Source organism: Clostridium saccharoperbutylacetonicum N1-4(HMT) (assembly GCF_000340885.1).
Classification (GTDB): Bacteria; Bacillota; Clostridia; order Clostridiales; family Clostridiaceae; genus Clostridium; species Clostridium saccharoperbutylacetonicum.
Map to the genome: position 1 here is coordinate 4,482,618 of NC_020291.1, position 16,014 is coordinate 4,498,631.

A 16,014-nucleotide genomic window follows, 5' to 3' on the forward strand; every position below is an offset into this window, starting at 1 on the left:
TTCTTGTATTCTAAAAAGAGCAAATTACCTTGTATATTTCTGGTAATCTGCTCTTAACGTTCCAATTAACATATATTCTTTTTCTAAAAATTACTTAACGATTTTTAATTTATCTTTTATGTCAAAAACTTCTTCTATACTAAAGACCCATCCAACCTGAAAGTACCATCATTTGAACTTCTGATGTTCCTTCATAGATTTCAGTTATTTTTGCATCACGCATCATTCTTTCAATTGGATAATCACTTGTATAACCATAACCACCAAATAATTGTAAGCATCTATTAGTTACATCTGTTGCATTTCTAGCAGAAACTAATTTTGCCATAGCAGCTAAATGTGTGAATTTTTCATGTTCATCTTTTGCACAAGCAGCTTGATATACTAAAAGTTTTGCAGCTTCTGTGTTTGCACGCATTTCAGCAAGTTGAAATTGTGTATTTTGGAATTTTGAAATAGGTTTTCCAAATTGAATACGTTCTTTAACATACTTTACAGTTTCTTCTATTGCACCTTCAGCAATACCAAGAGCTTGTGCAGCAATACCAACACGTCCTCCATCAAGAGTTGCCATAGCAATGTTAAAGCCTCTACCTTCTTCTCCTAAAAGATTTTCCTTTGGAACTATACAGTTGTCAAAGAATAATTCACAAGTAGAAGATGCACGGATTCCCATCTTTAATTCATGGCTTCCAACAGAGAAGCCAGGGAAGTCTTTTTCAACTATGAATGCTGAAATACCTTTTGTTCCTTTGCTCTTATCTGTCATTGCAAGGATAATATAAATATCTGCATAACCTGCATTAGTTATGAAAATTTTGCTTCCATTTAATACATAATGATCGCCTTCTAATACTGCTGTTGTCTTTTGCATTGATGCATCAGTTCCAGCTACAGGTTCTGTTAATCCAAAAGCACCTAATTTTTCACCTGAAGCAAGTGGTTTTAAATATTTTTCTTTTTGCTCCTCTGTACCATATGTGTAAATTGGTGTAGCACAAAGACTTGTATGAGCTGAAACTATAACACCTGTTGTAGCACAACACTTTGATAATTCTTCAACACATTGTACATAGCTTAAGGTATCCATTCCTGCTCCGCCGTATTCTTCAGGAAAAGGTATCCCAAGTAACCCCATTTCAGCCATTTTAGCTACATTTTCTTCTGGGAATCTCATACTTTCATCAATATCTTTTGCAATTGGTTTTACCTCATTTTCTGCAAATTCTCTATACATTTCTAGTAATTGTTCATGATTTTCATCTTGTTTAAAGTTCATTTTAATTTCCTACCTTTCTTTTTTCTATTTCCTTTTTAATATTTATGAGATATCGCTTTATTTTTATTGAAACTTACTGACTTAATTATTCTATTGGACAGCATACTTTACCTGGATTCATAATAGAATTAGGATCGAAGACTTTTTTAATGCCTTTCATTAATTCCATATTTATTTCTCCAACACTATCTGCTAAATAGCTCATTTTTCCACTACCAATTCCATGTTCTCCTGAAACAAGTCCACCGCATTTTATTGCTTCTTCGTAAATGATCTTAAAGAATTTTTCAACTCTAACTTTAAAGTCTTCTTCTTCTAAATCATTGCTGCATTGGTAAATATGAAGATTTCCATCCCCTGCATGTCCAAAACTCTTAATTGTTAGTCCACATTCTTCACCTGTTTTATTTACAAAAGTAAGATATGGAGCAATTTTGTTTACTGGAACTACAACGTCACATTCATCTAATAATTTAGTTTCTGCCATAATTGCTTCTAAGAAACTTGAACGTGCAGCCCAAGCATCCTTAATTTTTGCTGGTGTATCAGCTACAAGCACATCAATTGCCCCTGCTTCTAATACAATCTCACTTGCTTCTTCAATAAGATTATTCAATTCATCTTCATTCCCTGCATCTAAGGTTACAAGTAAATAAGCATTTGCAGTAACTCCATCAATTACTTGTGGGAATACGCTCTTACCAATATATCTTTCACTTGATAAAACAATTTCTCTTTCCATAAATTCGATAGCTTGTGGATTCATGTGTTCCATTTTAAATTTAGGAACAGTTGAAATACAATCTTCCAAATTTTCAAATGGAATAATTAAACTTGCTACTACCTTAGGTGCTGGCATAACCTTCAAAGTAAGTTCTGTAATAATTCCAAGAGTACCTTCTGATCCAATCATCAAATTAAGTAAACTATAACCAGAACTTGTCTTTGATACAGTAGCTCCAAAATCTGTAATTTCTCCTGTTGGAAGAACAACCTTCATTGCACGTACATAATCACGTGTTGCACCATATTTAACAGCTCTCATTCCACCTGCATTTGTCGCAACATTTCCACCTAGGCAAGCAAACTTTTCACCTGGATCTGGAGCATATAATAGGCCTTGTTTGATACAATCCTCTGCAAGATCATTTAAGAGAACACCTGCTTCAACTTTAACAACAAAATTTTCCATATCGTATGAAAGTATTTTATTCATTTTTGTAATATCTATTAATACTCCACCTAGAAGTGGTACTGCGCCTCCTACAAGACCTGTTCCAGCTCCTCTTGGAGTTACAGGTATTTTATTTTCATTACATATTTTCACGACTTTTGAAACTTCCTCTGTAGAATGAGCCATAAAAACAACTTGTGGTGCTACTTTTCCATAAATAGGCATTTCATCATGAGAATAATCTTCATTTATATCCTCACCAGTTAAAATATGCCCTGGAGCTGCTTCCTGTAATTTTGAGATTAACTCTTCTGTCAATTTATTATACTGTTCCAAAATAATCATCCTTTCTCACATACAAATTTAAAACCCTAATTCCTTTAAACTAATACGCAACCCTACGTCAATTCGAGGACTCATCCCCAACTGTAAACTGTCTAAAGTGTTCCTATAAAGCATATGATTCCTGCAATAACTACATATGCAATAAAATACTTTAATACACTTCTTAAGATTTTACTTTCTGAACCAGTCTTATCAATTGCACTTGCACCAATTGCAATACTTTGTGGACAAATCATCTTTCCTATACCTGCTCCAAGAGTATTAGCAGCAGCCATCCATGCCCCAGAAAGTCCTAAGTTTTGAGCTGTTTGTGATTGTAGTCCTCCAAACAACACGCTTGTTGATGTACCTGAACCAGTTACAAATCCTCCTATAGCTCCAATTAATGGAGAGATTAAAGGATATGCACCACCTGTAACAACAACTAAAAGACTTGCAATAGCTGAAATCATTCCACTATAACTCATTACCTTAGCCGTTGACATTACTGCACAAATTGTAACAATAGTTTTCCAATTTGCTTTTAAGGTATTAGCAAGAACTTCAAACATCGTTGATATCTTTGCTCCTTGAACTAAGCCTCCAATAATGGCAGCAATAAATATAATTACCCCTGGTGTATTAACCCAACTGAAAGTTAAAGTATTTCCACCTTTACCAGCATAAACAACAACACTGCTTTTGAAGCCTGCAATCAAGTCATGAATTGGTGCACATAGTGTAGACGTAAACATCAACATTAAAAATATTAAAATAAATGGACACCAAGCTTTTATTGCTTTGTCAAAAGATAACCAATTTTCTTCCTTTTCACCATTAACTTCAATACAATGTTCAGGTTGTGGTTTTTTATTAAAGATTTTTGCAGCAATAACTGTACATATCATACAGCAAATTGATCCAACTATATCTGGTAATTCTGGTCCTAATACCATAGCTGTAATATAAGCAGGTACTAAAAATGATAATGCAGCTACTAGTGTAACAGCAAATGACCCTTTCAAGGCTTTTATTCCTCCGCCTACTATACACACCATAATAAATGGACTTATAAAAATTAAAGCTGCTTCAATTATTGCTGTATTTGCAGCCAATTGGTTAGTTGCAATTCCAGTTACTGAAGAAACTGTTACTAAAGGTATACCTACTGATCCGAAAGCCGTTGGTGTACTATTAGCAACCAAACATGCTAAAACTGCAGAAAATGGATTTAATCCAAGTCCAGCTAGCATAGATGCTGGAATGGCAACTGCTGTACCAAATCCAGCCATACCTTCCATAAAGTTTCCAAATCCCCATCCAATAATTAATGTTAAAACTCTTTTGTCTATTGAAACTCCAGCTAGCATTTTTTTAATGAAATCCATAGCACCAGTTCGTAAAATCAAATTATACGTAAACAATGCTGCAATAATAACCAAGCAAATTGGCCATAATGCATTAAGTATTCCTTCCAATACTCCTGTCATCGTATAAGAAACATCCAATTTAAAGAAAAATATAGCTAAAAGCATTGCTAGAACAAGTGCAATAGAGCAAGCTTTATAACCTGGCATTTTTAATCCACTAAGTGCAATAATGAGCCAAATGATAGGTAATATTGACATTAAGAATTTAAAAAATAACATTCTTCTGTCCTCCTTAAATGTTTTTAATGGCATTATTTTTTTAATTTGTATTCCACTTATTAGTACGATTATATTGCTTAAATTGCTGCTAATGCGTATAAGTTCTAATTAATACTGAACATCTCAATTCAAAAAAATTCTAAAAGACAAGTAAGAATTTAGCTTTTCCCCATAATCTTTCGTCACTAATTACAATTGAGAATTTGCCAGTGATAATACAAACATATATACTACATTTTTATATACATTAAACTTGTTTTTACTTTAGTTATTTACTTTCAACTTATGGCTTTCATGAGAGTTTTGAGGTTAAGAGTGAACTTTATTCTGCTTTTGCCTTTTTCATTTCTTCAATCATGATTGGAAGAATTTCAGTTACATTTCCAACTATGCTTAAATTTGCAATTTCAAAAATTGGTGCTTCTTCATCTTTATTAATTGCTACAATATAATTAGAGCCTGTCATTCCAGATGTATGTTGTGTTGCTCCAGATATACCACATGCAATATAAAGCTTTGGTGCAACTATTTTGCCTGATTGTCCAACTTGATGTGCACGAGAAATCCAACCATTTTCAATTGCTGGTCTTGTTGCACCAACTACACCACCAACCACTTGTGCTAATTCTTCAACAAGTTTGAAATTCTCAGCATTTCCCATTCCGCGTCCACCAGAAACAATAACTTCTGCCTCTTCTAAGTTAACAGATTCAGAAATTTCTTTTATAGTGTCAACTATCTTTGCTTTGATTGTATCTGCTGAAATTTCAACTTTCTTTTCTGTAACAGTTGCATTTGATGTGTTTTCTGGTTTTGCAAAACTACCATTTCTAACAGTAACTATGGCTGTTCCATCTACTTCAATATGTTCTAAAACTGTTCCACCATAAACTGGCCTAGTATATATAACTTTTCCATCAGTTTTATTAATTCCTGTAACATCACTTACACACCCTAAATTTAAACGCCCTGCAACTCTTGGTGCAAGATCTTTAGCAAGTTGAGTATTAGCTAATAAGACAACCTCTGGATTTTCTTCCTTAACAATTTCTGATAATACTTCTGTCAAAGTGTCACAATCTCTAGCTGCATCTATAAAAGTTACTGGAATTCCTAAAGCTGCTACTGTGTCTGCAATTGTTTTATTTCCAACTACTATAGCTGTTCCTTCTGCATCTAATGCTTTTGCTGCAGTAATAAGTTCAAGGCTTCCGCCTATTACTTTTTCTCCATCTGTTTCAATGAATAATAATCCCTTCATACTTTTGTTTACCTCCTTAATTAAATTGCCTTATCCTTTTTCATTTGCTCCATAGCAGCATTTACTGCAAGCAGAGCATCTTTCTCTTGAATTTTAATTCCGCCCTCTTTCTTAGGAGGTTCAACATATTCAATGCAGTGAACTTTTTTAGGATTTATCTCTCCAATTTCGGCTGCAGAATAAGTTGGTATTACCGCCTTACGACTTGCCATCTTACTTTTAATAGTAGGATAACGTGGATCATAATCAGGCTTACTTACTGTTACTACTGCGGGACATTGTAAAGAGACCACATTGTAACCATCATCAGTTTCCTGATGAATTTCCATAGCCTCACCTTTTAAATCGATTACAGTTGCACTACTTATATATCCTAATCCTAATTTTTCAGCAAGCATAGCTCCAACTTGTCCAGTAATTTCATCTGTCGACTCTTTTCCGCATAAAATTAAATCAAATTTTTCTCCCTTATCTTTTTCAATTTTATGAATAGCATCTGCCAAAACATGAGCTGTTCCCATGGCATCTAATTCTGCATATTGGTCATCTTTTACAAAAAATGCTTCTTTAGCTCCAACAGCAAGACAGTTTTTTAATGTGTTTGTTGTATCCTCTGCTCCAACTGTCAACACACTAACGTTTCCTCCATTAGCCTCCATAAAGCGAACTGCTAATTCTAATGCATAGGTATCAAACGCATTAGCTACTAAGCTTACACCTTTCAAATTAGGCTTTTTCACTTCTCTATCCAAATGTATTTCAATAGAATCATCTGGAACTTGTTTTACACATAATAAAATCTGCATAATTTCCCTCTCCTTTATTCTTCAAGCTGTTTTTGTAGGAATATGAAAACAAATAACAAATCTAATAGCATAATTGTGAATTTAAGAGTTCGAAAATACTATTTTATATTATTATTTTGTTGAATTTTCATAAATCCGCTCTTTTATTGGTCTTACCAATTCACAAGTAAATTTTACCACTAGTACCCATATATTTCAACTACTAATAAAATTTTTTTTATTACATATATCTAAAGTTATGATGTTTTTTATTTAATGGTCAATTATCAATACTTAATTATTAAGATAATTGCAATATGTTTTGCCAAAAGAAAAGTACCTGAGGTACTCAATTGCCTTTGCTAATTGATGACATTTATGAATAAGTAATGCTGAATAATCAAGGTTAGAGCTCAAAGAGAAAGTTCGAAGAACAAAATACAAGATTTGGATTATCACTTTTTGTCAGCAATTTTTTTAATTTTCTATATTTTCTGAAACTCCATACTTTCCTACCCGTGCTATAAAAATAAGAGCCTATTTAGACTCTTAAAAATTTTACTTAATATTATTTTAATTCATATTATTAATTAATTTTATATATTTATTTTCATTTTTTGTCCATACTCTAAATAAGCATATTATATAGCCAATTACAATTATAACACGCTTGAAAGAATTTTAAGTACTATTAGTGAAACAGGTATAAATAAGTCTGGCACTAAAGATATAACATTTCCCCAAACAAGATTTCTATTCCTTGTCAAATCAATTATTCTCACATAAGAAGCCCCAGCACATAATATACAACTTACTATTATTGCACTATTTAAATATTCTTTTCCTCCCCATAAACTCATTATTGCAATGATTCCCATGCCAAGTTCACTAAAACCTAACTCCTTTTGGAAGCCATTTGACTCCCAGCCAATATATTTTGCTATCTTTTCTGACATCAATGCATGTCCAACAAATGCTAAGATTCCTAAACCACCTACCCCAACTACAACTTCCCATAAAAGTATTTTACTTAAAAAATCAGCTATAGTAACAGCTTTAGAAATAAGTGATGCATCAATTACTCCTATACTAATACCTAATAGTGTAAAAAAAATAAATGGCATTTTACATCCTCCTCAATTATTAAATAGATTTAATATCTCGAGAAGAATTATAAAGTCTATTGTTACTATAGAGTCAATACACTTTTTATTGGAATTTGAATTTCAGTAATAAAATCTTCAGGATTTCTAGTTATTGAAATATCTATATAATAAACTTCTACAGGATCTCCTATTATAGTAAGTTTATTGTTATTTGCGTACTCAATTAATTGCTCATATGTTTTTGGCTTATTAAAATGTGCTCCTAAATGCATTTTACTTAAATAGTATCCTTCTGGAATCACTTTATAGTTGTACTCTATATCACATGGATCTTTAATTTCCATACAAAGCTGAATATCACAGGGCATTCCCAATATTCTTTCCCCATGATATATAGCCATTGGATTTCCTATGGTAGAATTCTTCTTAATTTCAAGTATCTGTTCAAAATCATTAAATAATTTAGCAAAACCATTTTCATTTAATTCTATTGTCCTTTTCAAATAAATAACATCTCTTTTGGGAATTCTTTTTATTTCAATACAAGAAAAATCAGCATTATCTAACATATTTATATTATTAATATATAATTCAAAGCTTTTATCTGCATATAATAGCTCATTAATTTGTTCCTTAAGCTCATACCTTTTTTGCTCAAATATATTCTTTATTCCTACCATATCATTTTTTTGTAAAAATACCCCTATTTCATTTAAAGACAACCCGAGTGCTGCCATTTTTTGAATTATCATCACAATAACAATTTGCTCGACACCATAGAACCTATAACTACTCTCCTTATCTATAAATTTAGGTTTTAATAAACCTATCTTATCATAATAGCGTAGGGCTTGTATTGAAATAGAGCATATTTTTGAAAACTTACCTATAGAAAATAATTCTTCTTCCAAATAAATCACCTCCTAGCATTTAATATTAAGGTAATTATGATACTTCAAGTTTTTTATTATATATAGTAAATTGATTTTTCCCCTTTTCCTTTGATTCATATAATGCAACGTCAGATTTTTCAATCAAAGCTTCTAAAGTTTTTCCATCACTTGGATAAAAGGCAATCCCTATACTAGCCGAAACTCGAACCTCAATGTTATTACCAATATACTTTGCATTAAGATTTTCGCATAAAAGCTTTATTTTTTCTTTTATTAAAGGAATAGAAAGGCTCGGATTAAACACACAAAATTCATCGCCTCCGAATCTTGAAACAATAGCATCCTGTTCATTAAAAACATCAATTATTTTATTTGCTGTATCTTTTATTACTTCATCACCTGTCATATGTCCCAAATTATCATTTACAGCTTTAAAATTATCCAAATCTATAAAAATTAATGTACATGTACTTTCCTTGTGCTCTTTAATATAATTTTTAACTTTATCATAAAAGGTTGTCTTATTATACAATTCCGTCAATTGATCATATTCTGATTTTAGTTTTAAAAGTGAAAATTCTTTAACAATATGATCAATATCACTAATCTTACCAATTACTCTTACAATTTTACCATTTCTCTGAATATAATTCAGTTTCATTTCACACCATAAATATTCACCATTCTTTTTCATTAATCTAATTTGTTTAATAATAGATTGCTTATTAAAAGCTTTCATATCATCAAAAATTTTATTTAATAGTGTTTTATCTTCTGGATGTATTTTAAATTCATTAAAGAAATTTTTATTATACTTTTGAATATTTAAGTTCCATCCAAATTTCTCTTCAAATTTTGAGGAACTTAACATCTTTTTCTCTGTAAGGTCAAAGTCAAAAATAATGTCATTTAATTGTTCTACAACAATATTATACCTCTCCCTTTCTAAACTTAGATCCTTAAGATATTTTCCCTGCTCCTTGGCTTTTACAACAAAACAATAAAATGCATCTAAAAGAGAAAGTAAAACTATTCCCCCAATGACTAGCAATATTGTGCCATACTTTGCATAAAAATAATTGCAAAAGTTTAAAAATTTATCTAAAGGCGATAATTCACTTGCATTACTTATAACTTCAGCAAAAACATTAATCCTAAGCATAAAATTAAATATTAATGCTAAACTTAAAATATAAATTATCTTTTTTATATTATTAAACATAATTTTCACCTCTTAATTGTTAATTGAATATTATTATCAATTACACTGCATAATACATTTTATATAATATTTTAAATAAAATCAATAAGATTTCTAAACTAAACACTAATGACAATATATTAATTTTGCGCTTAACACAGCTATTTTCTGAAATATAACTAAAATAATATGATATAATTATATTATTGCTATTTCAATTATTAATTTCATTCATCAATTAATCGAAAGGAGGACTGCATATTTTTACTTATGTATTAATATTATTAACTGGTATTTTAACTTCAGCTATAATAAGCAGATTTATCCCATCCTTATCAATACCAATTATTCAAATTGCAATGGGAGCCTTAATTGCAATTTTTCATTCAGAATTTAACCTTCAGCTTGACCCCCATACTTTTTTAGTTATGTTCATTGCACCATTACTTTTTCGTGATGGGAAAAATGCTGATAAAATATCATTGTGGAAACAGCGAAAAAATATCCTTCTAATGTCAGTCGCTTTAGTTGTTATTACAGTTATTTTAGTTGGATTTCTTATAAATAAGTTGATTCCTTCTATATCATTACCATCAGCTTTTGCTCTTGCAGCAGCATTGTCACCTACCGATTATGTTGCAGTTAATGCACTTTCAAAGAAAATTTCTCTTCCAAAGAGAATTCTTGATATCATAGAAGGTGAAGGCCTTATGAATGATGCTTCCGGACTTGTTTCCTTTAAATTTGCCTTGGCTGCTGCTTTAACTGGAACCTTTTCAGTATTTAATGCAACTACAAGTTTTTTATTAATGTCTGTAGGCGGACTAATTGTTGGGTTTGTTTTAGAACATATTTTAATTAGGTTCGAACTTTGGGTTAGAAATCTCGGTATGGAAGATGTTACTGTTGAAATATTACTTCAGATTTTAACGCCATTTGTAATATATCTTATCTCCGAAGAAGTATTTCATGTTTCAGGTATATTAGCTGTTGTTATTGCAGGAATGGTATATTCATTATCCTTAAAAAGATTCAGATTTGAAAATGCTGAGTTCAATGTAGTATCAGAAAATACTTGGTCAGTTTTGGCATATGTTCTTAATGGGCTAATATTTATAATAGTTGGCTTACAATTGCCCGACATAATTAAAACTGCATATTATGAAGTAACAATCGATAATTTTAGAGCTTTAGAAAATGTTTTAATAATAACTTTTGCTTTACTTCTAATCAGATATTTATGGGTACTATTTATGTATATTAGCGATAATGAGTGTAAAAACGAGAAATATAGTAAAATATTTCACGCTGCTCTTTTAACTTCTCTTTCGGGAGTAAGAGGAGCTGTAACCTTAGCTACAGTCCTTTCAATTCCCTTGTTTCTTGAAAATGGTGAACCATTTCCTGAAAGAACACTAATTTTATTTTTATCCGTTGGAGTAATTTTAACAACCCTTCTAGTAACAACTTTTATACTACCTCTTTTTGCAAAGAAAAATGTATCTGAGGAAGCAGATTATTTAGAAACCTTAAATAAAGCTCAAATAAAGGTATGGAATAATACAATAGATAAACTAAAATTAGAAATTGAAAATAATAAATATATTTCTTTAACCATAGTTGAATATAAACGCCGTATCCACCAATTAAAACGTGGAAATTCCTATTATAAAAATTGGAGCATAGGTGATAAAGAAGAAAAAAAGTGGATGCTTGTATGTTTTAAAAAAGAAATTGAAAATACAGAAACTCTATTGCAGCAAGAGAAAATATCTGAAACAACAGCGCATGCTTATGAAGAAGCTATAAGAAATAAAATCAAACTACTCTCTTCTGTTGAAGGTTTTTCATTAAAATTTAAGCACGCTTACACACATTTTGCTCATATGATTTCTAATATAAAGAGATTTAAATTTATTTTGAAGGGATTAGAGCATAATAAGGAAATTGAGAATAATAAGGCTAATATAGAAATGAAAGAGCTTTATTCAACTAATGCAAAATATCTAATTAACTACATCAAGTCAATTATCACTCCTGAGAATGAAGTTACTTTGAAAAAAATAATTTTATATTACCAAGGAATGTGCTGGCTTGGAAGCAAATCTATCTTAGAAAAATATAATAAATATGAGAAAAAGAAAGCTGACATTAAAGCAATGCAATTAGAAAGAATTATTATACAATCTCTATTTGAAAATGGGGATATAAACTGGCATATAGCCTCTGAACTCAGAAAAAATTTAAATTATATTGAAAGCGATATTTTAAGATAATTATAGACTTAAAAGCCTAACTTATCCATTTAAGATAATCTTAGGCTTTTAATGCCTTGATAAAAAATACGTATAAAAAACAGTAATATTTTCATTCATTATTATCGATTTATGGCATTTAACTCTTATTTCTGAACAACTTAGTAATAATTTATATAATGCCTTTTCACAATTCTCCCCTAAATATATAACTTTATTTTTATTCTCTTGATATTCAACTAATATAGTCGAGAATTCCTTGCTAACGACATTACTTGCTTAAAATATCAATATTTTATGTAAAATTTGCGCAATATTTGTATTACGATTTATTTTGCCAAATACTTGGAAATAAATTATAATCTATAAATGTGTGTTAGATAATTTCTGTATAAAAAGAGGTACTATATGAATAAATATACTTTATTACGATTAAGATGTAATATACTTATTAGAAAATTTATTTTAAATTCACTTTTAAGTGTTTTAAGACCTAGTAACAAGTTAGTTATTATAATTTCTCAAAATTTGGACAAGCATATTGTTGCGTATCATAAAAGGATACATAACATTTATGCTTCGAAATTCCATTTGAATCTGGTGAATTAGTGTTAATTTTATTTGTTATATCTATACTATTGGCTTAATTATGTAATTTAATATATAATTTAAAAATCCTAATATCATCTAAAAAGATAATATTAGGACTTGCATAATTACATATAATTCTATAAGGCTATCCAAATCAAACATTGATATCTATCTATTCTAACTAAACAGTTATTTAAAATTGTTTTAGTCTGCATACTTCCTTCCTCTGATTTTTCACTCCTTATATTTATTCACCTTCATATGCGGCTTTTAAGATTTCTAAATCAAATTTTTTCATTTTCAAAAAAGCTTCAGTCACTCTTTTCATTTTTTCCCTATCAGCAGATTTCATCATTTCCTTCATTATTGTTGGAACAACTTGCCAAGATACTCCAAATTTATCTTTTACCCAACCACATTCCTCGGCTTCTGGGATGGCAGAAAGCTTACTCCAGAAATAATCAATTTCCTGCTGATTCTCACAATTTATTATAATTGAAAATGCTTCATTAAAAGTAAAATCTACATCAAAACCATGATCCATAGCACAAAAATTAATATCTTCAAGTTTAAAAGCAGCATAATTTATCTTTGCCTTTGATGACTTTGCTTCTCCTTCTTTATATCTGCTTATAGTTTCAATTTCAGAATTTTCAAATATTTCAGTATAGTATCTCATTGCTTCTTCTGCCTTCCCACATGATTCTTTTGAAAACAAAAAGCAAGGTGTGATCTTTTGAGTAGTTTTTTCATTCTCTTTAAGCATAAGCTGCCAAGATAAACCATACATATCTTGAATCCAACCATACCATTTGCAAAAAGGATATTCTCCAAGTGGCATTAATTCTTGCCCTCCTTTAGATAAAGCTTCCCATTTTGAATTAACTTCCTCAATTGATTCACAAGCCACCATTAATGAAATTGACGGATTGAATTTAAAGTAAGGCCCTGCACTAATTGCTTGAAATTCTTGTCCTGCAAGCTCAAAAGTAACTACCTCAGCATTACCCGAAGGAGTATCTTCTAGTATTGTTTCACTCAATAATGAAGATTTATCAAATAGACTAACGTAAAACTTAGCAGCATCACTAGCTTCTTTATCATACCATAAATGCGGAACTATTCTTTGCATAATAATACCCTCCTCAAATTCTACTTTGCGGCTTCTTCTGAATATTTTTTAAAATTATCCAATATTGATTGCCAGCCATTCTTTTGCAATTCAACAGAATTTTCGCTTTCAGCTTCAAATATTTCTGTTATCTCTGTCTTATTTCCATTTTCCTCAAAGATAATTCTAACTTTTCTCTCGTCACCCAAGGTGTATGAAATAAGCTTATGTAATTCAACTTCATCATAAACTCCACCAAAATCAAAACCAAAGCTGCCATCTTTAGCTTCCATTCTAGATAGGAATTTACCTCCAACCCTTAAATCATTTTCTGCAATTGTAGTATGCCAATCCTCTGATGCGGTATTCCACCTTTTTATACATTCAGGTTCTGTCCAATACTCCCATACCTTTTTAACATTCACATTTACAGTAGCTTCAATCGTAATTTTTTCCTTTTCACTCATAATTCTCTCCTCCTCTTACTTATTGAAAACCTTTTATATAAATATTGTACCACATCAAAGTTATAAACATACTATATATTACTTTCATAAATTTATTATCTTTTCGACAACTATAAAAAGCAGTAGTTAAATTACTACTGCCTTTTTACTGTAAAATATTGTATTTTACACATATTTAATGTGACCCATTACTCCATTAAATAAATAGTGGTGTATTTTCTTCCAAATTTCATAGCTTCCTCGTGACTTGGTACCCATACATCTATTACATACGTACCATCTTTTTTCACCTTAATCGCCCCACCTCTATCTTCAACATTAAACATACCATCCTGTTTATAATTTTTCAATTCTGGAATGTACATTTTACTGCCGAGAGGGACATTTTTTGGAGCTGCAATAACACCTATTCTCGTCCTCGTCTGCATCGCTGTTTGAGATCCCCATTGTTCTTGAGATCTTGGATCATCAGAATATGCAGTTAATTCAGCTTTTATCGGTGTACCTTTTATATTATTATTTTCTTGAAGTTTAATTGAAGCATTCTTCTTATTTTTAACTTCTTCTACTATTTCATTAACTGCATTATTGAGAGTTTTTATGTCTTCTCCCACAATTTCTCTATTCTCTTTAATATCAAGATTTTCTATATTTGAATCTCCTTGATATTTCCCCATAGCGACTTTATTTATTTGAGTCACTTTTGCTTGAGCACCGCCATAACCTGGACCAGTGCACATTAAACACATTGCAAAGAGTGCATATACTCTTGTAATATGTTTATTTAATTTTGTCAAATAACCACTCCTTGTGTTTTATTTGCGGCTTGAATTTCCCAAATACTTCAAGCTACATTAGCCACCGATATGGTATTGCCTATTATAGCATATGAATATCCCCTTCTCAAAATCAATTTATTCTATATATGGATAATTTTCTTATAATTTAATATAAAAGTATTCATATCAATAATTACACAATTACCATAGAAAGTTGACTCTCTATTTCATAATCATATTATTTTCATCCAATTATATTTTGCTTTAAAACATAAAATTTTAAACACATTTTATTTATTAACTTCTATTAAATGAATTTAATGAATTCAGAAAAATATGTTACTGACTTTAATACTACAAAAAATTATTAATACATTAAGTTTGCCAATCATATAAATAGTTTATAGACACCTAGTTGTATCGAAGAAATTTTTTAAGGAGGAAAAGACATGCAAAAATGGCAAAAGGTCTTTCTTGTAATTCTTTTTATATTAGCATTTTTAGGAGCAATCATAGGTTTTATTATGACATACTCTGGATTTGGGCAAATAAATGTGTTTGCTGAAATAGATATTTTAGGATTTTTCGAATTAATTTTATTATTTGTGGCAATTATCTGTGGTATTGTAGATATTTATGAAATTTATGATTGTATTAAATTGTTTGGGACAAAGAAATTCAAACTAGTTTTGACTACCAAAAATAGGCTAAATTATATTTTAGTATTTTTTGCAGCCATTTCACTTTTAGAGTTCGGAGAATTAATAACGTCAAAAGATATGCACCTTCTTCCTTTATTATTTATTACACTTATATTAACAACACTATTTATTATCCATATTCGAAGTGAAAATGGTCTCAGCGATAACGGAATAATATATTGCGGAATATACCATAATTTAGCTGATATAAAATCATATAGAATTATTAATAATACAATTCTTGAACTAAATATATTAATAAATTTCTTTTGGTTTGAATATACCAATATTATTAAATTTAACTTAAGCGAAGTTGACAAGAATAATGTCGAAAATTTTTTAACAAAAAAAATGCAGCCACATTAGTGACTGCTATTTTATAAAATTTTGAGAGGGTTTAGGTATTGGTTTTGGGTATCTTTGTTATATTCATAATAT

Annotated in this window: 13 protein-coding genes; 2 read left to right on the top strand and 11 right to left on the bottom strand. The window is 30.2% G+C overall.

Going from position 1 to position 16,014, the window contains the following annotated elements; translation table 11 throughout:
• Positions 1-139: 139 nt before the first annotated feature.
• The 8 genes from CSPA_RS20115 to CSPA_RS20150 all read right to left on the bottom strand — a co-directional run bounded on the left by CSPA_RS20115 (position 140) and on the right by CSPA_RS20150 (position 9,693).
• On the bottom strand, positions 140-1,279 hold the full coding sequence (locus CSPA_RS20115; RefSeq protein ID WP_015394206.1) for an acyl-CoA dehydrogenase: 1,140 nt from the start codon (positions 1,277-1,279) through the stop codon (positions 140-142).
• 85 nt (positions 1,280-1,364) lie between these two features.
• Complete coding sequence (locus CSPA_RS20120; RefSeq protein ID WP_017810442.1) at positions 1,365-2,789, bottom strand: FAD-binding oxidoreductase; 1,425 nt, start codon at positions 2,787-2,789, stop codon at positions 1,365-1,367.
• Positions 2,790-2,890: 101 nt separating this feature from the next.
• On the bottom strand, positions 2,891-4,426 hold the full coding sequence (locus CSPA_RS20125; RefSeq protein WP_015394208.1) for an L-lactate permease: 1,536 nt from the start codon (positions 4,424-4,426) through the stop codon (positions 2,891-2,893).
• A gap of 322 nt (positions 4,427-4,748) precedes the next feature.
• Positions 4,749-5,687 (bottom strand): electron transfer flavoprotein subunit alpha/FixB family protein, encoded by a 939-nt coding sequence (locus CSPA_RS20130; RefSeq protein ID WP_015394209.1) that lies wholly within the window; start codon positions 5,685-5,687, stop codon positions 4,749-4,751.
• Between the two features lie 20 nt (positions 5,688-5,707).
• On the bottom strand, positions 5,708-6,493 hold the full coding sequence (locus tag CSPA_RS20135) for an electron transfer flavoprotein subunit beta/FixA family protein (RefSeq protein ID WP_015394210.1): 786 nt from the start codon (positions 6,491-6,493) through the stop codon (positions 5,708-5,710).
• A gap of 638 nt (positions 6,494-7,131) precedes the next feature.
• The gene (locus CSPA_RS20140) at positions 7,132-7,596 is read right to left on the bottom strand and encodes a DUF6790 family protein (protein WP_015394211.1); all 465 of its coding nucleotides are present in this window, start codon (positions 7,594-7,596) and stop codon (positions 7,132-7,134) included.
• Between the two features lie 65 nt (positions 7,597-7,661).
• The gene (locus CSPA_RS20145; RefSeq protein ID WP_015394212.1) at positions 7,662-8,489 is read right to left on the bottom strand and encodes a MerR family transcriptional regulator; all 828 of its coding nucleotides are present in this window, start codon (positions 8,487-8,489) and stop codon (positions 7,662-7,664) included.
• Positions 8,490-8,523: 34 nt separating this feature from the next.
• On the bottom strand, positions 8,524-9,693 hold the full coding sequence (locus tag CSPA_RS20150) for a sensor domain-containing diguanylate cyclase (RefSeq protein WP_015394213.1): 1,170 nt from the start codon (positions 9,691-9,693) through the stop codon (positions 8,524-8,526).
• Positions 9,694-9,965: 272 nt separating this feature from the next.
• On the opposite strand from CSPA_RS20150, the gene CSPA_RS20155 reads away from it, so the two are divergent.
• Positions 9,966-11,948: a Na+/H+ antiporter gene (locus tag CSPA_RS20155; protein ID WP_423219814.1), complete on the top strand. Its 1,983-nt coding sequence runs from the start codon at positions 9,966-9,968 to the stop codon at positions 11,946-11,948.
• 817 nt (positions 11,949-12,765) lie between these two features.
• Here CSPA_RS20155 and CSPA_RS20160 read toward each other — a convergent pair.
• The 3 genes from CSPA_RS20160 to CSPA_RS20170 form a co-directional block, all read right to left on the bottom strand.
• Entirely contained in the window at positions 12,766-13,650 is an 885-nt protein-coding gene (locus tag CSPA_RS20160) for a VOC family protein (RefSeq protein ID WP_015394216.1), read from the bottom strand.
• 20 nt (positions 13,651-13,670) lie between these two features.
• The gene (locus tag CSPA_RS20165; protein WP_015394217.1) at positions 13,671-14,096 is read right to left on the bottom strand and encodes an SRPBCC family protein; all 426 of its coding nucleotides are present in this window, start codon (positions 14,094-14,096) and stop codon (positions 13,671-13,673) included.
• A gap of 188 nt (positions 14,097-14,284) precedes the next feature.
• A complete protein-coding gene (locus CSPA_RS20170; RefSeq protein ID WP_015394218.1) occupies positions 14,285-14,893 on the bottom strand; it encodes a 3D domain-containing protein in 609 nt (202 codons plus the stop codon).
• A 431-nt stretch (positions 14,894-15,324) separates the two neighbouring features.
• Between CSPA_RS20170 and CSPA_RS20175 the strand changes: the two genes are divergently transcribed.
• Entirely contained in the window at positions 15,325-15,942 is a 618-nt protein-coding gene (locus tag CSPA_RS20175; protein ID WP_015394219.1) for a hypothetical protein, read from the top strand.
• Positions 15,943-16,014 lie beyond the last annotated feature (72 nt).

Bases quoted from the DNA above. Each gene is read 5' to 3' on its own strand.
- CSPA_RS20160 (WP_015394216.1), bottom strand. From the start codon at position 13,650: ATGCAAAGAATAGTTCCGCATTTATGGTATGATAAAGAAGCTAGTGAT.
- CSPA_RS20175 (WP_015394219.1), top strand. From the start codon at position 15,325: ATGCAAAAATGGCAAAAGGTCTTTCTTGTAATTCTTTTTATATTAGCA.
- CSPA_RS20135 (WP_015394210.1), bottom strand. From the start codon at position 6,493: ATGCAGATTTTATTATGTGTAAAACAAGTTCCAGATGATTCTATTGAA.
- CSPA_RS20150 (WP_015394213.1), bottom strand. From the start codon at position 9,693: ATGTTTAATAATATAAAAAAGATAATTTATATTTTAAGTTTAGCATTA.
- CSPA_RS20165 (WP_015394217.1), bottom strand. From the start codon at position 14,096: ATGAGTGAAAAGGAAAAAATTACGATTGAAGCTACTGTAAATGTGAAT.
- CSPA_RS20115 (WP_015394206.1), bottom strand. From the start codon at position 1,279: ATGAACTTTAAACAAGATGAAAATCATGAACAATTACTAGAAATGTAT.
- CSPA_RS20140 (WP_015394211.1), bottom strand. From the start codon at position 7,596: ATGCCATTTATTTTTTTTACACTATTAGGTATTAGTATAGGAGTAATT.
- CSPA_RS20130 (WP_015394209.1), bottom strand. From the start codon at position 5,687: ATGAAGGGATTATTATTCATTGAAACAGATGGAGAAAAAGTAATAGGC.
- CSPA_RS20125 (WP_015394208.1), bottom strand. From the start codon at position 4,426: ATGTTATTTTTTAAATTCTTAATGTCAATATTACCTATCATTTGGCTC.